This window comes from Pseudorhodoplanes sp. (assembly GCF_035565855.1).
Lineage (GTDB): Bacteria > Pseudomonadota > Alphaproteobacteria > Rhizobiales > Xanthobacteraceae > Pseudorhodoplanes.
In genome coordinates this window covers 1-21,664 of the sequence record NZ_DATMRX010000144.1, presented here as the reverse complement: position 1 = coordinate 21,664, position 21,664 = coordinate 1, and the positions used below count along the sequence as shown (strand labels likewise).

Sequence of the window (21,664 nt, the reverse complement as noted above, 5' to 3'; positions counted from 1 at the left end):
GTGGACAAGGGGGCGAACCAGCCGAGCGTGTTTCCCGATCCGAAATCCGCAAACGGCGGCTATCCGTATTTCTCCAGCAGACGGCGCGACGATCTCATCCAGCGGCGCACGCTCGAATCGGTGCTGTCGGTGTTCGGCGAGGGCGCGCTCAATCCGGTGTCCTCTGTTTACGGAGGCCGCATGGTCGACCCGTCCGGCGTCCATGTCTGGACCTGGGACGCCCGGCCTTACCCTGTCTTCCCGCAGGCGCTCGAGGTGTGGAGCGACGGCGCCAATTGGGAGACCGGGCATTGGCTGACGGGCCGCCTCGGATCGGCGCCGCTCGATGCGCTGATCGCGGCCATTGTCGGCGATGCCGGCGCACCGGCCTGCGACACCGCGGGACTGGGCGAGGGGCCCGACGGCTATGCGATCGATCGTCCGATGAGCGCGCGGGCGGCGATCGAGCCGCTGGCGCAGACCTTTGCCTTCGACGCGTTCGAAGCGGGCGGGCAAATCGTCTTCCGCCAACGCGGCGGCGCGCCGGTCGCCGAACTTGACGACGACGACTGCGTGTTGCCCGAGCGCGGCGCACCGCTGCGGCTGACGCGCGCCCAGGAAAGCGAATTGCCGCGCGAAGTGCTGCTCGGCTTTACCGATGGGCGCAACGATTATCGCCGCGGCGCCGCCGCATCGCGCCGGCTGGTCGGTGCATCGTCACGACTGATCGAACGCGATGTCGCGATGGTCAGCAGCAGCCGTGCCGCCGAGCGCAGGGCCGATATCTGGCTTCAGGATCTGTGGGCGGGCCGCGACAGCGCCGATTTCGGATTGCCGCCGAGCCGGGTGGCGCTGACGCCAGGTGATGTCGTCGCCCTCACGTCGTCGGGGCGACGGCGCTTGCTGGAAATTCGCGACATCGTGGACACGCAATCGCGCGCGATCAAGGCGCGCTCGATCGATCCCGAGGTGTTCAATCTGCCGCTCGAACGCGAAGTGATGGCGGCGCCGGAGCTGCCGCCGGCCATCGGCCCCGTGGAAGTGCGGTTGCTCGATCTGCCCGTCCTCGACGAGGAGGCCTCGGTGGTGCTGACCCGCGCGGCCTTGTTCGCGCAGCCGTGGCAGGGTCCCGTCGATATCTGGCGTTCGCGGGACGGGGCGTCCTACGAGCGCGCGGCTGCGGTCTTTGCGCCGGCGGTCATGGGCGAGACCATCGATCCGTTGCCAAAGGGGCCGGTCTTTCGTTTCGACGATGCGACTATCCTGCGCGTGAAACTTTACGGCGGTGCGCTTGCTTCGGTCTCCGACCTCGCTTTGCTCAGCGGCGCCAATCTCGCCGCTCTTCAAGGGCCGGACGGGACTTGCGAGATCGTGCAGTTTGCGAAAGCGGACCTCGTCGGGGACCGTATCTATGAATTGTCGCGGCTGTTGCGCGGGCAGGGCGGCACCGAATGGGCAATGGCCGATCCGCTGCCCGCGGGATCTGCCTTTGTCCTCCTCGATGCGCATGTGGTTCCGATCGCGCGCGGCCTCGACATGCTCGGACGGCCATTGTCGCTGCGCATCGTTGCCGGCGGACGCGGCCATAACGATGCGTCCGCCGTGATTCTCGAAACAACGCCGCAAGACATCGCGCTGCGCCCCCATGCGCCGGTGCATCTGCGGGCGATGCGCAGCGACGAAGGCATTGTGCTGAGCTGGATTCGGCGCACACGCGCCGGCGGCGACAGTTGGGAAGTCCAGGAGGTGCCGCTCGGCGAATTCTCCGAGCGCTACGCGATCGATATTCTCGACGGCGTCACGGTCAAGCGGGTGCTTGAGACGACAAGCCCGCAGGTACTGTATCCGGCAGCCGACGAGATCGCCGATTTCGGCGCCCCGGTCGATGCGCTTGCGGTTCGCGTGACGCAAGTGTCCGCGCTGGTCGGGCGCGGGTGGCCCGCGCAGGCGATCCTTCCCGTGACCTGATCGCGCCTCGTGCGTTACGCCGGCACGACCGACCAGGCGCCGGGCATTTCGGGCGTCGCCGCGGCGACATCGGCGCGGATCGTCTCCCAGTTCAGACTCTGCGCCTGCGCACGCGCGACATTCACCGCGCCGATCAGCGAGGGGATTCCCCATCGCAGGAACTCGATGAAGGTGCCGTCATTCATCACCAGCCGGCATTTGCGCACCAGCAGCCGCGATACGTCGCGGGTGTCGGCAATTTCCGGAAGGAAGATCGAGAAATCCGGATCGCGCGGGTCGGCCGCTTTGAATTTCAAGCGATAGTTGGTCAGGTGCAGCATGCCGAGCACGGTGCGCGGCGCCGACGCGCCGAGCGCATGGGGCCCCGTGCCGGTTCCCGGATGCAGCGGCAGCAAGGCATTGGCTCCGAAACTGCGCAGCAGCTTCTCGCCCGGAAGAAGCTCCTTCTGCATCAGCAACGCGGTTCCGGCTTCGTTCATCGTCTCGACCTGTCTCCTGTCGCGGCCCTCGCGCCGCGTCCTCGCCTTAACGGAAAATCGACATGAGCGACACTGTCCATCTCGGCCTGCCCTATATCGCAGCGGCGCAGGCACAGAAGCACGTCACGCATAACGAGGCGCTGCGGATTCTCGACGCGCTGGTGATGCTCTCGGTGAAGGACCGCGATGCGTCGAGCCCGCCGCCATCGCCCGCCGATGGCGACCGTTATCTCGTGCCGCCATCGGCCGGCGGCGCCTTTGCCGGCAAGGACGACCAGATCGCGCATTTTCGCGACGGCGCCTGGGACTTTCTCACACCGCAGGCCGGCTGGATCTCCTATGTCGAGGACGAAGACGTCTCGCTCCTGTTCGACGGCACCGGCTGGATTCCGCTGCTTGGTCAGAATGCGCAGTTACAGAATGTCGTGCGCCTGGGAATAGGCACGACCGCCGACGATACCAATCCGCTCTCGGCCAAGCTCAACAACGCGCTGTGGACCGCACGCTATGACGCGGAAGGCGGCGACGGCAGCTTGCGCTACAAGCTCAACAAGGAGGATGCGGCGGACGTTCTGTCGCTGCTTCTGCAAACCGGCTATTCCGGTCGCGCCGAAATCGGTCTCGTCGGCGATGACAATCTGCGCGTCAAGGTGTCTGCGGACGGCAGCGCGTGGACGGACGCGGTGATCGTCGACAAGGCCACGGGCTATGTCGGGATTGCCGGGGCATCCAGCCCGGTCGCGCCGCTGCATGTCGGTGATGCCAACAGTGCGTCGGTCAGTTCGGCGCTTTTGACCACGGATTATATGGTGGTGTCGGCGCAAGGCGCAGCTCTTGGCTTCAGCCTCGTCAATGTCGGCTCCTCCGCCGCGACGAGAGGCGTCTACAAGGCGGTGCGAGCCCGCGGCACCCTGTCGTCGCCAGCGATCGTCCAGGCCAATGACCAGACCTTCTCGCTGCTGGGCGCGGCCTTCGACGGCGTCGGAAACCGCTCGACCGCCGGCGTCAGCTTTCTGGTCGATGCGGCGCCGGTGTCCGGAACGTCCACACCGCAGGCGGTGATTTTCGAAACCGGCACAACGTCGCGCTCGGAGCGCGTGCGCATCACCTCGTCGGGCAATATGGGCGTCGGCACCAATGCCCCGGACGAAAAGCTGACGGTCGCCGGCATCGTCGATCCGAGCGCGGACGACACCTATTCGATCGGCAAGTCGGGCCGGCGCTGGTCCGCGATCTGGTCGGCGAACGGCACGATCCAGACATCCGACTTGCGCGACAAGTGCGATGTCAGCGACTGCGATCTCGGCCTTGCCTTCATCCTTGCGCTGCGGCCGATCAGTTATCGGTTCACGATCGGCGGCAACGAGGAGGTGATCGAGACTGTCGAAATCGAGGAGGAAGAGCAGGCCTTCTTCGAGGAGCCGCGGCGCGTGACCGTCGTCGATGTTGAGGACGGCAAGGCGACGCAGCGCGAGCGCATCGACACCATCCGCGTGCCGCTCTACGACGAGATCCCGCTGGTCGATGAAGCGGGCCACGCCGTGTTTGACGCGGCGGGACAGCCGAAGACCTGCCGCGTGCCGCGCATGACAAAGGTCAGGCGCGAGCAGGAGATTGTCAGCCATCGCCCGCGCGCCGGCCGCCGCCGTCACTATGGCCTGTCCGCTCAGGACGTGCGCGCTGTCCTTGACGACCTCGGCGTTGCGGATTTTGCCGGCTGGGTAAAAACCGATCTCGCCGATCCGGTCAGCCCGGAGGCGCTGCGCTACGACCAGTTCATCGCGCCGCTGATCCGTGCGGTGCAGGAACTGACCGAACGCGTCGCGGCGCTCGAAAGAGAAGCGAGCACTCCAGCCGGTACACGCGGCTACCAATCGTGATTGCGTTCGTAGCCAAGCTTGATCAGCGCATCTCCGTGCAGTCTCTTGAAGTCTTCCTTGATGCGCGGCGTGAAATGCTCCTTCCAGTGCCCCCCGCCGGAATCCGAGAAATTCTGCGTCCAGTCGATTTCCGGGACCGTATCAAAGGCGAGATCCAGATGCTGCGCCAGCCTCCGCAAGAAGGCGGGTCGGTCCTGATTGATATCCTCGACCCGCGCCTCCAGTACGCGTGTGTCACCGGGCCATGCCATCATATGATTGATGACGTCACGAGTGATGTTGTTCATTTCATAGAGGATGCCATCTTCCTCGGACAGCGCGCGCAGGATTGGGCGGTCGATTGCGAGCTTATCCCATACAAATCCGGAGCCGGAGATCGGGTGTGTGCCGCGATGATGAAAGTAAGCGGAAATTAGGACCTGGCGCGGATCGCGAACGACGTGGAGACCGCGAAAGTTCGGGTTCGTCTCCGCGACCTTGTCTAGGACAGCGGGCGAACTATTGAGAAGATTGACCACCACCGGTTCGGGGCCTGAGAGCTTTGTGAAATCGACCATGTCAAGATCGAGGTCGGGCAGGCTTGAGAAATGGTATGGTGGTTTGTCGACGTGATACGTCACGACCTTCCAACCTTGCACCTTCGCGATCGCTGCAAAAATCCGTATCCGGAAAAAGCGGCTGGCACACTTGTGATGACCGAAGAATACGCGGTTCATGGATAAGGCTACCGTAAAGAGCTGATCATTCTAATACGGCACTCGGCGCTTACGCACGTCAATAGACAGGTATCCATTTTGTAGTGTGCGGTTCGGCGCAGGCGGGAGCGGGAGGCGCTGCGCGTTCCGGTACGCATCCTCTTTCGTCCGGCGGTCGAGGGCCGGGCCCGAACCACCAACCCGCCCCGGCAGCCGAAGCAGCCGCAAGCGGCGAGCATTCAAATTTCGCAAACACGATCAATTTAACAATCGGAGTCCTGCATGACAGACGTCATCCGGGAGGGCCGTTGCGCGCCTTCCTGATCCATGGGCTGGCAGGTGGCCGGCCCTTTTATTTTTCCGGCGGGCTCGACGTGCTCGCCGGAAAGCTGAAGGCGAAAGGCGTCGGCGCGAGCGTGCATCCCCAAGGTTCGTTGCTGCGCCCCTATGGCGGCGTGGGCGCGGTCGCAACCGCGGCGCGCGCTGCGGCCGAGAAAGGTGAGAGTCCGGTTCTGATCGGCCATTCGATGGGAGCGGACGCTGCGATCAAGGTTGCGGTGCAGCTCGAGACCTCGCGCATCGCGGTGCCGCTGCTGGTGTGTTTCGATCCGACGAGCTTTCGCCTGTTGTTCGGCCCGCCGCCGGTGCCGGGCAATGTCGCGCGTGCCTTCTGCTTCTACCAGAAGCGCAGCCCGCTCGGCCGCGGCGTGTTGCGGGCCGCGCCGGATTTCAGGGGCGTCCTGATCCAGCAGCAGGTGGCGAGCATCCATTCCGCGGTCGACGACGATCCGGCCTTGCAGGCGCGCGTGATCGCCGAAATCGAGGCGCTGCAACGCGGCTTTTGAGGCCGCCGCTGCGGATTGCGCGCGGCATTTTCATTTCCGGAGACGATCATGGCGGCCAACAATTTCGACGCCTCGCTGTCGCGCGTGCTCAAGCACGAAGGCGGTTACACGAACCATCCGTCCGATCCCGGCGGCCCGACCAATTTCGGCATCACCATCCACGATTATCGCCGCTACATCGATGCGAACGGGACCGCCGCCGACGTGCGCAACATGCGGCTTGCCGATGCCGCGCAAATCTATCGCGTGCGCTACTGGCAGGCGCTGCGTTGCGACGAATTGCCGGCGGGTCTGGATTATGCCGTCTTCGATTACGGTGTGAATTCCGGGATCGAACGCGCGGCGCGGGTGATGCAGCGGCTGCTCGGTCTCGGCAACGCGCCTGCGATGACCGATGCGGTGATCGCCGCAAGCCGCAAGCCGAATGCTGCGGACCTGATCGGGAAACTGTGCGACGAGCGGCTCGTCTTCCTGAAATCGTTGCGCACCTGGCCGACTTTCGGCGCGGGATGGGGACGCCGGGTGGCCGATGTGCGGCGCGATGCGCTGCTCATGGCGCGCGGCGAGGTCGTCGCGCCGTCCGACGCGGCCGAGGCCAAGGGAAAGGCGCAGGTACCGCAGCCGAAGATCGCGCGCACCACGACGGCCGCGGGCGCGGTGATTGCAAGCGGGGCTGCCGCGCACACCGCGGCTTCGTCCGGCGTCTCGTGGACCGTCATTGCATTGATCCTCGCCACCGGTTTCGTCTGCGCAGGCCTCGGATGGACCTGTGCGATGCTCTGGCGCCGGCACCGCCAGAACGCGCCGGCGGGCGCGGCTTTCACTGTCCGCAAGGCGCTCGCGTCGTTGCGCGAGCGGGTGAAAGGCTGGCGCACATTGCTATTTGGCGCCGCGATCACGGTCGCTGGGGGCGCGCTCGATATCCTCGACGCGTTCCAGCTCGTCGACATCTCGCCGCTTCTGCCGCCTGACCATGCGCTGAAGATCATCGCGGTCATCGGCGTCGTGACGGTGGTGTTGCGCCTCTTCACGACCGGCCGGGTCGGCAGCAAGGATTTCTGAGATGCCGACCGCATTGCTGTTCAAGTTGCTCGGGTGGATCGGCGGGGGCGCATTCGATGCGCTGCTCGGCCGGGTCGTCGACCTCCTGCAACGCAAGGCGAGCGACGATCTCGCGCGCTATCAGACCGGGGTCGCCGCCGACACCCAGATCGCGATCGCGCAGGTCAACGCGCAGATCGAGGCGCGCAAGGAACAGGTCAAGCTGATCGAGGCCGACCGCGGCTGGTGGGTCACGGCCTGGCTGCGGCCCCTCATCGTCTACCCTTGCGTCCTGCATTTCGGGGCGATCGTGCTCGACTCCACCTTCCGCTTCGGGTGGGGGATCGCCAAGCTGCCACCGCCCTATGACGGCTACGAGCAGACCATTATCCTGTCCTTCTTCATCGCGCGCCCGTTCGAGAAGGTGGCGCGGGTGTTCGCCGCCCGGCGGAACTAGACGCTTCACGGCGAAGTGAAGAAGGATCGCCCAGTGCCTCGATTTTGCCGTTTCACATTCAGCCGGTATTCACGGGGCCGCCTCTAGATGCTGCGGATGCTTTCCCGAACCCTGATTCTCCCGGTGGTCCTCATGGCCGCGGCGCTCGGTGCATCCCCCGATGCCGTCCGCAGCGCCGGGGCCGCGGAAGTGACCGTGCTGGCGCAGCTTCGGCCGCAATGCCTGACGACGATGCAGCGCCGGAGCATTTCCGCCAGCGGCAAGGTCGTACCGCTCGCCAAGGCGATCCGGGCGGCCCGGGCCCGCAAGGCCGATGTTGTTGACGCCAAGCTTTGCAAGGGGCCAAAAGGGCTGGTCTACCTGCTGACACTGCTCGCGCAGGATGGCAAAGTCACCCGCGCCACCGTTGATGCCGCGAGCGGTCTGCTCACGGACGGTGGCTGACCGGAGGGTTTCCACCTTGCGTCTCCTCGTGATCGAGGACGATCCCGACCTCAACCGCCAGCTCGCCACCGCCCTGACCGATGCAGGTTACGTCGTCGATCGCGCGTTCGACGGTGAGGAGGGGCATTACCTCGGCGAAACCGAGCCCTACGACGCCGTTATCCTGGATATCGGCCTGCCCAAGATGGACGGTATCTCCGTCCTCGAAGCCTGGCGGCGGGCCGGACGGGCCATGCCGGTCCTGATGCTGACAGCGCGCGATCGCTGGAGCGACAAGGTGCAGGGCTTCGATGCCGGCGCCGACGATTACGTGCCCAAGCCCTTTCACATGGAAGAAGTGCTGGCGCGCGTCCGCGCCTTGCTGCGCCGATCGGTCGGGCATGCCAAGAGCGAATTCAATTGCGGTCCGGTTCGCCTCGATACCCGCACCGGCCGCGTCAGCGTCGAGGGGAACCCGGTGCGGCTCACCAGCCACGAATACCGGCTGTTGTCCTACCTGATGCACCACACCGGCCGCGTGGTGTCGCGCACCGAGCTCGTCGAGCATCTTTACGACCAGGACTTCGACCGCGATTCCAACACCATCGAAGTCTTCGTGGGGCGGATCCGCAAGAAGCTCGGCGTCGACGTGATCCAGACCGTGCGCGGGCTCGGCTATCTGTTGACGCCACCCGATGTGCGCTGACGGAGGGGCGGTCGTCGCCGACAAGGCGCCAATGGCACTCGCGATGCTTTCAACGCGCTGCCGGAGGACCTTGGTCGGGCCAAGGCTGGCCATGACCCGGGCGGCCTAGACGATGTGGGCCAATTCACTCGCGCTGCGCCTTTTCCTGTGGGCGGTCGGCTGGACCATCGCGATCGTGCTGGTGACAGGCATCGTGCTGTCGTCGCTTTATCGCAATGCCGTCGAGCGCGCTTTCGACGGTCGGCTTCAGGTCTACCTGCGCACCTTGGTCGCGGACCTCGCCAATCCGGAAACACCCGACGACAAGCTCTCGGATGCGGTGAGCGAGCCATTATTCGATCTGCCGCTGTCGGGCTGGTATTGGCAGGTCACTCGCACCGATACCGCCAAGCCCCAGATCCGTGCCTCGCGTTCGCTTTGGGACGGCGGGCTGCCCAAACTTCCCATGACCGACGCAAACGCCTCCTTGAGCGTTCGCGCCGGCTATGTGAATGGTCCCGAGGATCAGCGCGTGCGCCTCGTCGAGCGCAATATCGATCTTGGCGAGGAGGGCACCTATCTGGTCGCGGTCGCGGGGGAGGCGGCCGAGATCGAGGACGATGTGCGGGCTTTCAATCGCGCGCTGTTCGTCACGTTTTTCTCGCTGGCGCTGATCCTGCTCCTCACTACGGCGCTTCAGGTCCAGTTCGGCCTCGCGCCGCTCAAACGGATTTCGCAGCAGCTTGCGGCGATCCGCTCCGGACAGGCCGAGCGGCTGGAAGGGAAATTCCCGATCGAAATCGCTCCGCTGGCGCGCGAGGCCAACGCGCTCCTTGAGGCCAACCGGGAGATCGTCGAGCGCGCGCGCACCCATGTCGGCAATCTCGCGCATGCGCTGAAGACGCCGCTGTCCGTCGTCATGAACGAGGCGGCCGCCCGGCCGGACGATCCGCTGGCGCAGAAGGTCCGTGAGCAGGCCGATGTCATGCGCGACCAGATCACGCGGCATCTCGAACGCGCGCGCATGGCAGCGCGGCTCACCGTGGTCGGCACCGTCACCAATGTCGCGCCGGTGGTTCATGCCATTGCCCGCACGATGGAGAAGACCAATCGCGACAAGGATCTGCGCCTTCGCGTCGATACGCCCGAGGACGCGCGGTTCCGCGGTGAGCAGCAGGATCTCGAGGAGATGGTCGGCAACCTCGTGGACAATGCGTGCAAATGGGCGCAGTCGCGCGTGGCGATCGAGGTGCTCAAGGAGCACACCGACGACAGCCGGGACGTCATCCGCATCATTGTCGACGATGACGGACCCGGCCTGACCCCGGCCGAACGCGAGCAGGTGGCGCGCCGCGGGCGAAGGCTGGATGAGACCAAGCCGGGATCGGGGCTCGGCCTGTCGATCGTGGTGGAACTCGCGGCTCTCTATGGCGGGAGCTTCACGCTTGGCACTGCGCCGCTCGGCGGCTTGCGCGCGGAACTGGTACTGCCTGCGGCGTGAAATCTTTCGCGGCGTTTTCTTTACGTTTCGGTGTCTATATACAGCTTGAAACATGCACGGGGGCGGCCCACAAATGCCGCATTCCCTGTCATTTAGTAAATGCCTGCTGCGGCTGTCGCAGTGTTTCGGGGTGGGTGGTACCGGAGGGGGCATGCGTTCGATCGGATCGGTAATCGCGGCGGCGGCATTGTTGGCCGGATGCGCCGGCGACCCAGCGACCGGAACCGGCCCGCGCGAGAATACCGGCACCCTGGTTGGCGCCCTGGCCGGCGCGGCTATCGGCTCACAATTCGGCGGCGGGACCGGCGAGCGCATTGCCGCCGGTGTGGCCGGTGCTGCGATCGGCGGACTGATCGGCAACCGGATCGGCGCCGCCATGGACGACGAGGACAAGCGCCGCGCCTATTATGCGCAGATGGAGGCGCTGGATCGCGGGGCGTCCGGCGCGCCGGTGGGATGGGAAAATCCCGATTCCGGCCGTCGCGGAACCATTGTTCCGGGCCCGCAATATGACCGGCGCGGGCTGCAATGCCGCAGCTTCACCCACACCATCTATATCGACGGACGGCCGCAGGTCGCGCGCGGCGATGCCTGCCGCAATCCGGACGGCACCTGGCAACTGGTCTGATCCCGGCTCAGCTCGGCGACCCACCTAACTCCATTTTAAGGACGACGCGCTACCACTCTACTTCCGAGTACAAGCGGTGAGTGGGGCGTATGGCCGACGGGACTCTCGTCGAGCGGTTGCGACAATATCTCAGGGGTCTTAGTCCCGAGGCGCGCGCCCTTTTGATGACCGAGCTCGAGCGCGGCCTGTTGCGCGGCGAGGATGTAGCCGGCGCCGAACTTGTCCTTCAGGAACTGCGCCGCGATGCGCGCGAAACCGCCCGGCCGAAACGTCCGGGCAATCTGGCGCGGCTGTTCTTTCAGCCGCTCGAACCGTTCCTGGTCGACGACACCGCAACGCACAGCCATCCCGGCCGCATCGCCCGCGTCGTGCTCGAACCGATGTGGGAGTGGATTTGCCGCGACCTGATGCCGGGCGAGGCCAAGGCCGTCACCGAGCAGGTGGCCCGCGCTTTCGAAGACGGCGATGCGCAACGCGCCGAGGAACTCGCGCGCGCCTTTCAGGATCGTGTCGCGACGCGCATGGAGGAAGCGCTGGCTGCGGCCAGTGCGGATGAAAAGGCGCGGCGGCGTATCTCTGGCCAGATCGGCACGCCCCGCGCGCTGGACGATGTCCGCGCCATCCTGACCGTGATCAAATCCCGCCACACCCTCGCACGTTTCGGGGCACAGCTTCCGAGCCATATCAAGACGCTCGACGACAGCAACATCGATGCGGTGAAGGCCATCATCGAGGCGCCGACCTCCGGCGGACCTGTGCTGTTCGTGCCGGTCCTCGTGATGACGATGGGGCGTCTCGCAGCGCCATGGCAGCTTGTCCGGCTCGCGACGCGTGCTGCGGGAACCGACAATGCGACGCGCATTGCCGAGACTCCCTACGCGGTCACCGTCGATATCGTGCTCGCCGAAATCCAGCGTCTGATCAGCGAATTGAAGGCGGAATTGCGTTCGGGTCAGGGCCTTGCCGTCGGCGCCCTCCTGAAAAGCATCCACGATTCCGCGCGCGGGCTTCGCGCCGAAATCAATTTCTCCCATGAATCGCCCTGGGCACGCGCACTCGCGGCTTTGCGCACGCAGGTCTCCGATCTCCTCAAGGGCGAGATCGAGACGCTGCCGGCACGGGTGCGCAGGCTCCTGCGCCCGCGGCCGATCAAGGAAATCGCGCCGAATTCCACGCTCGACGAAACCGACGTGTCCGACACCGAGGCTCAGATCGCCTTCGTCAATACCTGCCGCGCTTATGCCGGAGAACTCGCCTTGAGCGAACTGACGACGCGGACCTGGACCGACCTCGAACATTATCTCGATCCCGCTACGGCGGCACTGGTCGAGAATCTGCGCGTATCGGGCGAGTCCGACCGGCCGTTCCGCCAGTCGCAGCTCGATGCGGCTGTGCGTTTCTGCCGCAAGGTCTTCGGCGAAGACTATGCGGCGCTTCTCCTCAAGGCGCGGAACGTCGCCGCGGCGGCCGAACGCAAGGCCGCGAAGGGGTAAGGCCCGGCATCCCCTGGTATTTGGGAGCCGTCTCCCAAAATGTGGTGGTGATGCCGGGAAGGGGCGTGGGTTCCTTCAGGCAAAGGTCACGATGGCCATCGTGGGATCGCCTCCGGTTTCGGGTTCTTCCATCACGCACAGGTATTTTGTGCCCCGAAGCGCGGTGATGTAAACCGGCGCGCATGAGCCTTTATCTGATCCTGGCCCTGATGACCGCAGCGGCGATTTTCGCCGTGCTGTGGCCGCTGTCGCGCCACCCCAAAGGGGAGGGCAATGGCGGTCACGACGTCGCGGTCTATCGCGACCAGCTCGACGAGATCGAACGCGACCGCAAGGCCGGGCTGATCGCGGACAGCGAAGCCGAGGCCGCCCGGATCGAGATCTCGCGGCGCTTGCTCAGCGCTGCCGATGCCGGCGCGGTCCGCGATAAAGTGGTGACAACGCCGCTATGGCGCAGGCGCGCCGCGGCCATCGTCGCGTTGGTGCTGCTGCCGATCGTCGCGATCACGCTTTATGGGCGGTGGGGATCGCCGCAATTGCCGGGGGCGCCGCTCGCTGGGCGGCTCGATGCGCCTTTGGCCAATCGCTCGATCGAAAGCATGGTGGCGCAGGTCGAGGCGCATCTCGAAAAGAATCCGAATGACGGCCAGGGTTGGCAGGTCGTGGCGCCGGTCTATATGCGCATGGGCCGCTTCAACGACGCGGTTCGCGCGCGCGCCCAGACCATTCGCCTTCTCGGTTCCAGTGCGGAGCGCGAAGCCGATCTCGGCGAGGCGCAAGTCGCAGCGGCAAACGGTGTCGTGACGGCCGACGCCAAGGCGACGTTCGAGCGTGCGCTCAAGCAGGATGCGAGCAACCTCAAGGCTCAGTATTTTTCCGGACTTGCCGCCGAACAGGATGGCAAGCCAGAGGAGGCGGCGAGGATATGGCGCGGTATCCTGACCAGCGCGCCGGCCAATGCCCCGTTCCGGCCGCTGATCCAGCGTTCGCTGGCGCGCGTGGAACCGAATGTGCGCGAGGTCGAACCAAATACGCCGCAGCCGGGACCAACCCAGGAGGACTTGGCGGCCGCGCAGCAGCTCACGCCCGAGCAGCGTCAGGAGATGATCCGCGGCATGGTCGATCGGCTGGCCGAGCGCCTTAAAGCCGACGCCTCGGATTTCGAAGGCTGGCTGCGGCTGGTGCGCGCCTATGCCGTCATGGGAGACCGGGACAAGGCGCGTGAGGCTGCGCAAAGCGCACGCAACACTATTGGCGACGATGCGGAGAAGCGAAAGCGTCTCGACGATCTCGCCAAGGGACTTGGTATCGAAGGCTGAGCGGCAGTGAAGGATGGTGTGACATGACGCGCAAACAGCGTCGTCTGGTGCTGATCGGAGCGGGAGCCGTCGTGCTGGCGGTGGCGGCCGCGCTCGTGCTGACCGCGCTGCGCGATTCCATCGTATTCTTCAATTCGCCGACCGACGTGATCGAGAAAAAGGTTCAGACTGGCACCCGGATCCGGCTCGGTGGTCTCGTGCAACCCGGCACGGTCGTGCGCAAGGATGTCGATGCAAGCTTCGACGTCACCGATGGCAAGCATGTCGTGCGCGTGACCTATCGCGGCATTCTGCCCGACCTGTTCCGCGAAGGGCAGGGCGTGGTGGCGGAAGGCATGCTGACCGATGCCAATTCGTTCCGCGCCGACACGGTGCTGGCCAAGCACGACGAGAATTACATGCCGAAGGAAGTGGCCGACGCGCTCAAGAAGCAGGGCCACTGGAAGGACGATTACGGAAAGAAGCCGGGGGGCGCCAAACAATGATCGCGGAAGTCGGTCATTACGCACTCGTCCTCGCGCTCGCGCTGGCGCTGATCCAGGCGACCCTGCCGATCGCCGGAGCAAGGCTGAACGATCGGGTGCTGATGGGCCTCGCCGAGCCTGTCGCGGTGGTGCAATTCCTGTTCGTCGCCGCGGCCTTCGCGGCGCTGACCACACTTTACGTGACGTCGGATTTTTCGGTTCTCAACGTTTACGAAAACTCGCATTCGGCGAAGCCGCTCCTGTACAAAATCACCGGCGTCTGGGGCAATCACGAAGGCTCCATGCTGCTATGGGTGCTGATCCTTGCGCTGTTCGGCGCGCTGGTGGCGCTGTTCGGATCGAACCTGCCGCAGACCTTGCGGGCCAATGTGCTCGGCGTGCAGGCATGGATCGCGGCGGCCTTCTTTTTGTTTATTCTGGCCACGTCGAATCCGTTCACCCGTATCGCCCGCCCTCCATTCGAAGGCCGTGATCTCAATCCGGTGCTTCAGGATATCGGCCTCGCGGTGCATCCGCCGCTGCTGTATCTCGGCTATGTCGGCTTCTCGATTTCGTTCTCATTCGCCGTCGCAGCCCTGATCGAAGGCCGCATCGATGCGGCCTGGGCGCGCTGGGTGCGGCCATGGACGCTCGCAGCCTGGTGTTTCCTCACGCTTGGCATTTCGATGGGCTCCTACTGGGCCTATTACGAACTCGGTTGGGGCGGCTGGTGGTTCTGGGACCCGGTGGAGAATGCCTCGCTGATGCCGTGGCTTGCCGGCACCGCGCTCCTGCATTCGGCGGTGGTGATGGAGAAGCGCAACGCGCTCAAGGTCTGGACCATCCTGCTGGCGATCCTGACCTTTTCGCTGTCGCTGCTCGGCACGTTCCTCGTGCGCTCCGGTGTTCTGACGTCGGTTCATACCTTCGCCAGTGATCCCACCCGCGGCATCTTCATTCTGATGATCCTCACCTTCTTCATCGGCGGATCGCTCGCCCTCTATGCGTGGCGCGCTTCGGCCTTGAAGCAGGGCGGTTTGTTCGCGCCGATCTCGCGCGAAGGCGCGCTGGTGCTGAACAACCTGCTGCTCACCACCGCTTGCGCAACGGTCTTTGTCGGCACGCTCTATCCGCTGGCGCTGGAATCCCTGACCGGCGACAAGATTTCGGTCGGCGCGCCGTTCTTCAACGCAACCTTCGGTCCGCTGTTCCTGCCGCTGATGATTGCGATGCCGTTCGGGCCGCTGCTCGCCTGGAAACGAGGCGATCTTTACGCGGCGGCCCAGCGTCTGACCGCGGCCTTCGTGATCGCGCTCCTGGCGATGGGTGTCACGGTTGCGATCGTGCAGGGCGGGCCGGTGCTGGCGCCGTTCCTGATCGGCGTTGCCGTCTTTGCCATGGCCGGCGCCTTGATCGACATCTTCGAGCGCATCGCATTATTCCGGCAACGTCTTGGAACATCGATGCGTCGCCTGGTCGGGTTGCCGCGATCCGCGCTGGGCACCGCGATCGCGCATTTTGGCCTTGGCGTCTGCCTCCTCGGCATCGCCTCGGAAGCCTATTACGGGGCCGAACGCATCCTGACGATGAAGCCCGGCCAGAGCGTCGAGGTGCGCGGCTATGACCTCACCTTCGACAATCTGATCTCCCGCGCCGGGCCGAATTACAGCGAGCTCGTTGCCAAATTCACCGTGAAGTCGGCCGGCGAAACCATCGGCGTGCTCGAGCCCTCCAAGCGCACCTTCACCGCGCGCAAATCCTCGACCACGGAAGCGGCTCTGATGAGCCGCGGCTTCAGCCAGATCTATCTGTCGCTCGGCGATGCAGGAGACGACGGCTCGATCGCGGTGCGGCTCTATCACAAGCCGCTGGTGCTGCTGATCTGGATCGGCACGCTGGTGATGGTGGCGGGCGGGGTATTCTCGCTGTCGGACCGGCGCCTGCGCGTTGGAGCGCCGCGCGCGGCGCGAAGACCCAGGCTGCAGCCCGCGGAGTAAGTCATGCGCGCGGTCATCCTGACACTGGCCTGTCTTCTCGCCCTTCACGCCACGCCTTCACGGGCAGTGCAGCCCGATGAAATCCTGCCCGACGCCAGGCTGGAAGAGCGTGCGCGCAATCTCTCGCGCGAACTGCGCTGCATGGTGTGCCAGAACCAGTCGATCGACGATTCCGATGCGCCGCTCGCGCGCGATCTGCGACTGCTTGTGCGCGAGCGGCTGAAAGCCGGCGACAGCGACAAGCAGGTGCTGGATTTCCTCACCTCCCGCTACGGCGACTTCGTCCTGCTCAATCCACCGATGAACGCCAAGACCTTCCTTCTCTGGGTGTTGCCCGCGGGACTTCTCGTGGCCGGCGGCCTTGGGCTGATCCTGGCGATGCGGCGGCGCGGCGCAGATGGGACCGGGGAGGGGACCGCGGTGACGCCGCTCAGCGCCGAAGAGCGCAAAAAGATCGAAAGGCTGCTTGAGAGCGACCCGCGTCTCCAAGGCTAAGTAACTGAATCAACATTAGAATCCGCTTTTCCACCATTACCAAAGTTTAATCCCGCCGACAGGTGGCCGTAAGGCGACCTACCCCATCTTTACGAACGAACGGCACCGGGAATCGTCACTGACGAGGTTGGCCGGGCTGTCGTGAAATTACGAAGATGGAGTGAACCATAATGACTGCCACCACGCCTCCTAGTCCGGGCGGCTTCCTGAAGGGGCGCCGGGCCTTGTTGCTCGGGACGACGATCCTGAGCCTCGGTGCGGCGGCTCTGTTCGTTGCACCCGATGCGGCCCGTCATGCCGCCATTGCGCAGAATGTGACCCAGCAGGCGCAGACCGTACAGCGCCCGGTCGGGTTTGCGGACATTGTTGAAAAAGTTAAGCCCGCCGTGATCGCGGTGCGCGTGAAGGTGAAAGAGGGCCCGGAGAATTCTTCTTTCGAAGGTCAGTTCCCCCGCGGTTTCGAGCGCTTCTTCCGCCGCTTCGGCGAAGACATGCAGCCGGATATGCCCAATCGCGGCATGCCGGATATGCCCCGTGGGCCGCGTCGCAGCTCCGGCCAGGGCTCGGGCTTCTTCATTTCTCCGGACGGCTATGCGGTGACCAATAACCACGTCGTCGATCGCGCCGACGAAGTCGAAGTTCAGACCGATGACGGCAAGACCTACAGCGCCAAGGTAATCGGTACCGATCCGCGGACGGATCTGGCGCTGATCAAGGTGGATGGCGACAACTTCCCCTATGCCAAGCTCGCCGAACGCAGCCCGCGGATTGGCGACTGGGTGCTGGCCGTCGGCAACCCGTTCGGCCTGTCGTCCACCGTCACCGCCGGCATCGTCTCGGCGCGCGGCCGTGACATCGGCGCGGGCCCGTACGACGACTTCCTGCAGATCGACGCGCCGGTGAACAAGGGCAACTCGGGTGGTCCGACCTTCGACATCGAGGGCAATGTCGTCGGTGTGAACACCGCGATCTATTCGCCGTCGGGCGGCAATGTCGGCATCGCCTTCGCGATCCCGGCTGCGACCGTCGACTCGGTGGTGAAGCAGCTCCGCGACAAGGGCACGGTGACCCGCGGGTGGATCGGCGTTCAGATCCAGCCGGTGACCAAGGACATCGCCGACAGCCTCGGCCTGAAGAACACCGATGGTGCGCTGGTCGCAGAACCGACTCCCAACGGCCCGGCCGTGAAGGCCGGCATCAAGTCCGGTGACGTCATCGTCGCGGTCAATGGCGAGCGTATCGCCAATTCCCGCGAACTGGCGCGCCGTATCGCGCAGATGGCGCCGGGCAACACCGCTCGTCTGACTATCCTGCAGAAGGGCTCGGAGAAGACCGTCAATGTGACGCTCGGCGAGTTGCCGTCGCAGGCGGAGCTCCGCGGCGGTGGCGAGGAGCGCAGCGGTCCGCGTGACGAGATGACTCTCGGCCTGCAGCTCGCGCCGGCCTCCAGCGTTGCCGGTTCCGGCAGCGAAGGTGTGGTCGTCACGCGTGTCCTGCCGGACAGCCCGGCCGGTGAGCGTGGCTTCAAGACCGGCGACGTCATTCTCGAGGTCGCAGGCAAGCCCGTCTCCAACCCGTCCGATGTCCGCAAGGCTCTGGAGGAAGCGCGCAAGGACAAGAAGCGCACCGTGCTGATGCGCGTGAAGTCGGGTGAAGGCACCCGCTTCGTAGCGCTGCCCGCCGGACGCGCATAACGCGATTGCCCGCAAGCTCAAGGCTTTCGGGCAGCCAGATAGGGACGTGACTCCGGCTACCGTCGCCCCCGCCGGTGCCACGAAACCCTGGGGGCGGGCTCAAAGCCCGCCCCCGCAAATCAAGCGAAGGTCGGCGAAACCGACCGGAGCGGGACGCGGCGGGCAACCGCCTCGTCGTCAGGCTTAGCCCCGATACCGGCTACCGTCGCCCCTGCCGGTCCGGGGTCAGCTGAGGGGGTGGCGGAGTAGCGTAGAAGTCGCCATCCCCTCATGCCTCTTCATCCAGATCCCACCCCGCTTGCAAATTCCTCCGTAACAGGCGATTCCGTCTCGAACGCCACGGAGCAATGCAACATCATGCGATTGCTGATCATCGAGGACGATCGCGATGCCGCGGATTATCTTGTCCGCGCATTTCGCGAGACCGGCCATGTCGCCGATCATGCTGCCGACGGCGAGGAGGGCCTCGCGATGGCGCTCGACGGCGATTACGACGTCCTGATCGTCGACCGCATGCTGCCGAAGCGCGATGGCCTGTCGGTCATCGGTGAATTGCGCGCGAAGAAGGTCGAGACGCCGGTTCTGATCCTTTCGGCACTCGGTCAGGTCGACGACCGCGTGAAGGGGTTACGCGCCGGCGGCGACGATTACTTGCCCAAGCCGTACTCGTTCTCCGAACTCCTCGCGAGGGTCGAAGTGCTGGCGCGCCGCCGCGGCGGCCGCAACGAGGAAACGGTGTATCGCGTCGGCGACCTCGAGCTCGACCGTCTGTCGCATCGGGTGACGCGCGGCAAAGAGGAAGTGATCCTGCAGCCGCGCGAGTTTCGCCTGCTTGAATATCTGATGAAGCATGCCGGGCAGGTGGTCACTCGCACCATGCTGCTGGAAAATGTGTGGGACTATCACTTCGATCCGCAAACCAATGTCATCGACGTGCATATTTCGCGTTTGCGGTCGAAGATCGACAAAGGCTTTTCGCAACCGCTTCTGCACACCATCCGCGGCGCCGGTTATATGATCCGCGACGGATCGCGGAACTGAAACCTGCCGGGGGTGAGCGGTGCTTTCGAGGCGCAGCAGGGCTGGCGCGCGACTCATGATGACCGCACTCGGCAAGGTCGTCCGCACCACCGCGTTCAAGCTGACACTGGCCTATTTGACGGTCTTTGCGCTGTTTGCGGTGTTCCTGCTCGGCTATTTCGCGCTTAACACCAAGCGGCTGTTCACCGAACAGGTGACCGAGGCGGTCAATACCGAGATCAACGGGCTGGTGGATCATTTCAACGCGGGCGGAATCCGGCGCTTGACGCTGGTCGTGGACGCGCGCTCGCGCCGTCCCGGATCAAGTCTCTATCTCGTCACGACGCCCGGCGCCGACGGTCTCGCCGGCAATGTCGGCTCGCTGCCGACCGGCGCGATGGACAAGCAGGGTTGGGCGGAAACCGTCTATCGCCGGATCGAAGAGACCGAGAATTCCGAGCTGCACAGCGCGCTCGCGCGGGTCTATCACCTGCCGGGCGGTTTCCGGCTGCTGGTCGGTCGCGATCTTGAAGAGCGCGACCGCCTGTTTCAGGTGGTGCTCGATGCCGGCAAATGGTCGGCCGCCGTCGTCATCATCCTCGGGCTGATCGGCGGATTCTTCGTGGCGCGACGGGTTCTGCGGCGCGTCGACGCCATGACCGAGACCACACGCACCATCATGGGCGGCAATCTGTCGGGGCGGTTGCCGGTTGGCAGCAGCGGAGACGAGCTCGATCGCCTCGCGCATAATCTCAACGAGATGCTGGACCGGATCGAGGCCCTGATGCGCGGCCTCAAGGAAGTGTCCGACAATATCGCGCACGACCTGAAAACGCCGCTGACCCGGCTTCGCAACCGCGCCGAGGAAGCGCTGCGGACCGCGAGCAGCGAGAAGGATTACCGCGCCGCCCTCGAAGGCACGATCGAGGAATCGGATTCCCTGATCAAGACATTCAATGCGCTGTTGATGATCGCGCGGGCCGAATCCGGTCAGGCGCGCGAGAACATGGTCGACTTCGACGCAGCCGAAGCCGCGCGCTCGGTCGGGGAGTTGTACGAACCGCTGGCGGAAGAGCAGGGGCTTTCGCTGGAGGTGGACGCGCCAGGTGCGGCGCCCATGCGCGGCAATCGCGAACTGATCAGCCAGGCGCTCGCCAATCTGGTCGATAACGCGATCAAATATGCCGGACCGCTCGCGAAGGCGAACGGCACGGTGTCCGCGGTGACGGTGGCCGCTCGTTCGGACGGTGACCGCGTCATTCTGAGCGTCGGAGATGCCGGCCCGGGCATTCCGGAAGCCGATCGCGATCGCGCCGTCGAGCGCTTCGTCCGCCTCGAAAAGAGCCGTTCGATTCCGGGCTCCGGCCTCGGGCTGAGCCTTGCCTCCGCGGTGGCGCGGCTGCATGGCGGGGAACTGCGCCTCGGCGACAATGGCCCCGGTTTGCGGGCCGAACTGGTGCTGCCGCGGAATGGACCGGTGCCGCAATCCATCCCGCAAACTGAAGAACGCGAGGAGCGGGCCGCCTAGCCTCCCTTTTTCGGACGGGATGGTTTATGCCGGACGTCAATGAGTCCGGGTGCAGTCACACAACAAGCGGCGCGCGAAGCAGGCGGCACAGGGCCGCTGGTGGATCGTATTCTCGAAACGCCACACCTCGCTCCGTCCGCGCCAGCTCTCGACGCACTCAACGGCTGGATTGACGGACTTGATGACCGCGAGGCCGCTGCGTCCCTCACCGAAGTCTTTGCGGCATCCGGGAAAGCCCGCCAACTGGTCGCGGCGCTCCTTGCCTATTCCCCACATCTGACCGATCTCACGCGCGCCGATCCGGCGCGGCTCGTCCGCCTGCTCCGGTCGACGCCGGAAACGCATCTCGCGGCATTGCTTGCGAACGTCGTCGATGCCATCGCCGGGATGACCGAGGAGGCCGACGTGATGCGCCTTCTCCGCCGCACCAAGGCCGAGGCGGCGCTGTTGATCGCGCTTTGCGACATCGGCGGCGTCTGGCCGGTTCTGCAGGTCACGCGCGCGCTCACCGAACTCGCCGATTGCATGGTGCAGGGCGCGGTGCGCTTCCTTCTGAACGAGGCGATGCATCGCGGTCGCCTCGCGCCATCCGATGCCCGCGCGCCCGAACGCGGGTCCGGCTACATCGTCCTCGCCATGGGGAAGATGGGGGCGTTCGAGCTGAACTACTCGAGCGACATCGATCTGATCGTCTTCTACGATCCCGAAGCGTCCGCCATACCGGCCGACACCGAGCCGTCGGCGCTGTACATCCGGGTGACGCGCGGGCTCGTGAAGCTTCTGCAGGAACGCACGCCCGACGGATATGTGTTTCGCGTCGATCTCAGACTGCGACCCGATCCTGCTTCGACACAGGTTGCGATCTCGGTGCCGGCCGCGCTCGATTACTACGAGCATCGCGGCCAGAACTGGGAACGTTCGGCCTTGATCAAGGCGCGCCCCTGCGCCGGCGACATCGAGGCGGGCGAGAGGCTCCTCAAATCGCTGTCGCCGTTTATCTGGCGCAAATACATGGACTTTGCCGCGCTCGCGGACATCCACGCGATGAAGCGGCAGATCCACGCCTATCGCGG

General features: G+C 65.1%; 19 protein-coding genes and 1 pseudogene. 18 read left to right on the top strand and 2 right to left on the bottom strand.

The window, feature by feature from the left end; all coding sequences use genetic code 11:
- A partial coding sequence (locus VN004_RS08200) for a phage tail protein (protein WP_325608812.1) occupies positions 1–1,947 on the top strand: 1,947 nt, incomplete at its 5' end.
- Between the two features lie 14 nt (positions 1,948–1,961).
- On the opposite strand, the gene VN004_RS08195 is transcribed toward VN004_RS08200, so the two are convergent.
- The gene (locus tag VN004_RS08195; RefSeq protein WP_325608810.1) at positions 1,962–2,426 is read right to left on the bottom strand and encodes a hypothetical protein; all 465 of its coding nucleotides are present in this window, start codon (positions 2,424–2,426) and stop codon (positions 1,962–1,964) included.
- Between the two features lie 62 nt (positions 2,427–2,488).
- Here VN004_RS08195 and VN004_RS08190 point away from each other — a divergent pair, with 62 nt between their 5' ends.
- Positions 2,489–4,306, top strand: a complete 1,818-nt coding sequence (locus VN004_RS08190) for a DUF2793 domain-containing protein (protein ID WP_325608808.1) — start codon at positions 2,489–2,491, stop codon at positions 4,304–4,306.
- On the opposite strand, the gene VN004_RS08185 is transcribed toward VN004_RS08190, so the two are convergent.
- On the bottom strand, positions 4,294–5,022 hold the full coding sequence (locus tag VN004_RS08185; protein ID WP_325608806.1) for a hypothetical protein: 729 nt from the start codon (positions 5,020–5,022) through the stop codon (positions 4,294–4,296). The two genes, VN004_RS08190 and VN004_RS08185, sit on opposite strands and share 13 nt — an antisense overlap.
- 287 nt (positions 5,023–5,309) lie before the next feature.
- Here VN004_RS08185 and VN004_RS08180 point away from each other — a divergent pair, with 287 nt between their 5' ends.
- The 16 genes and pseudogenes from VN004_RS08180 to VN004_RS08105 all read left to right on the top strand — a co-directional run.
- Entirely contained in the window at positions 5,310–5,846 is a 537-nt protein-coding gene (locus VN004_RS08180) for a hypothetical protein (RefSeq protein WP_325608804.1), read from the top strand.
- 48 nt (positions 5,847–5,894) lie between these two features.
- A complete protein-coding gene (locus VN004_RS08175; protein ID WP_325608802.1) occupies positions 5,895–6,908 on the top strand; it encodes a glycoside hydrolase family 108 protein in 1,014 nt (337 codons plus the stop codon).
- Between the two features lies 1 nt (position 6,909).
- Entirely contained in the window at positions 6,910–7,344 is a 435-nt protein-coding gene (locus VN004_RS08170; RefSeq protein WP_325608800.1) for a hypothetical protein, read from the top strand.
- 87 nt (positions 7,345–7,431) lie between these two features.
- Positions 7,432–7,788 carry a hypothetical protein gene (locus VN004_RS08165; protein WP_325608798.1) on the top strand — a complete coding sequence of 119 codons (357 nt, stop codon included), beginning with the start codon at positions 7,432–7,434 and terminating at the stop codon, positions 7,786–7,788.
- Positions 7,789–7,804: 16 nt separating this feature from the next.
- A complete protein-coding gene (locus VN004_RS08160) occupies positions 7,805–8,473 on the top strand; it encodes a response regulator transcription factor (RefSeq protein WP_325608796.1) in 669 nt (222 codons plus the stop codon).
- Positions 8,474–8,585: 112 nt separating this feature from the next.
- Entirely contained in the window at positions 8,586–9,953 is a 1,368-nt protein-coding gene (locus VN004_RS08155) for an ATP-binding protein (RefSeq protein WP_325608794.1), read from the top strand.
- Between the two features lie 151 nt (positions 9,954–10,104).
- Positions 10,105–10,581: an RT0821/Lpp0805 family surface protein gene (locus VN004_RS08150; protein ID WP_325608792.1), complete on the top strand. Its 477-nt coding sequence runs from the start codon at positions 10,105–10,107 to the stop codon at positions 10,579–10,581.
- A gap of 89 nt (positions 10,582–10,670) precedes the next feature.
- Positions 10,671–12,074, top strand: a complete 1,404-nt coding sequence (locus tag VN004_RS08145) for a hypothetical protein (RefSeq protein ID WP_325608790.1) — start codon at positions 10,671–10,673, stop codon at positions 12,072–12,074.
- 182 nt (positions 12,075–12,256) lie between these two features.
- The gene (gene ccmI / locus VN004_RS08140; protein WP_325608788.1) at positions 12,257–13,393 is read left to right on the top strand and encodes a c-type cytochrome biogenesis protein CcmI; all 1,137 of its coding nucleotides are present in this window, start codon (positions 12,257–12,259) and stop codon (positions 13,391–13,393) included.
- Positions 13,394–13,416: 23 nt separating this feature from the next.
- The gene (ccmE, locus tag VN004_RS08135) at positions 13,417–13,878 is read left to right on the top strand and encodes a cytochrome c maturation protein CcmE (protein ID WP_325608786.1); all 462 of its coding nucleotides are present in this window, start codon (positions 13,417–13,419) and stop codon (positions 13,876–13,878) included.
- On the top strand, positions 13,875–15,854 hold the full coding sequence (locus VN004_RS08130; protein WP_325608784.1) for a heme lyase CcmF/NrfE family subunit: 1,980 nt from the start codon (positions 13,875–13,877) through the stop codon (positions 15,852–15,854). Before ccmE ends, VN004_RS08130 begins: the two co-directional genes overlap by 4 nt.
- Positions 15,855–15,857: 3 nt before the next feature.
- Positions 15,858–16,349 (top strand): cytochrome c-type biogenesis protein, encoded by a 492-nt coding sequence (locus VN004_RS08125; protein ID WP_325608782.1) that lies wholly within the window; start codon positions 15,858–15,860, stop codon positions 16,347–16,349.
- Between the two features lie 170 nt (positions 16,350–16,519).
- A complete protein-coding gene (locus VN004_RS08120) occupies positions 16,520–18,043 on the top strand; it encodes a Do family serine endopeptidase (protein ID WP_325608780.1) in 1,524 nt (507 codons plus the stop codon).
- A gap of 357 nt (positions 18,044–18,400) precedes the next feature.
- Complete coding sequence (locus VN004_RS08115) at positions 18,401–19,084, top strand: response regulator transcription factor (protein WP_325608778.1); 684 nt, start codon at positions 18,401–18,403, stop codon at positions 19,082–19,084.
- Positions 19,085–19,142: 58 nt separating this feature from the next.
- Entirely contained in the window at positions 19,143–20,591 is a 1,449-nt protein-coding gene (locus VN004_RS08110; protein WP_325608814.1) for a sensor histidine kinase, read from the top strand.
- A gap of 39 nt (positions 20,592–20,630) precedes the next feature.
- A pseudogene (locus VN004_RS08105) lies at positions 20,631–21,664 on the top strand (bifunctional [glutamine synthetase] adenylyltransferase/[glutamine synthetase]-adenylyl-L-tyrosine phosphorylase); the annotation flags it as partial.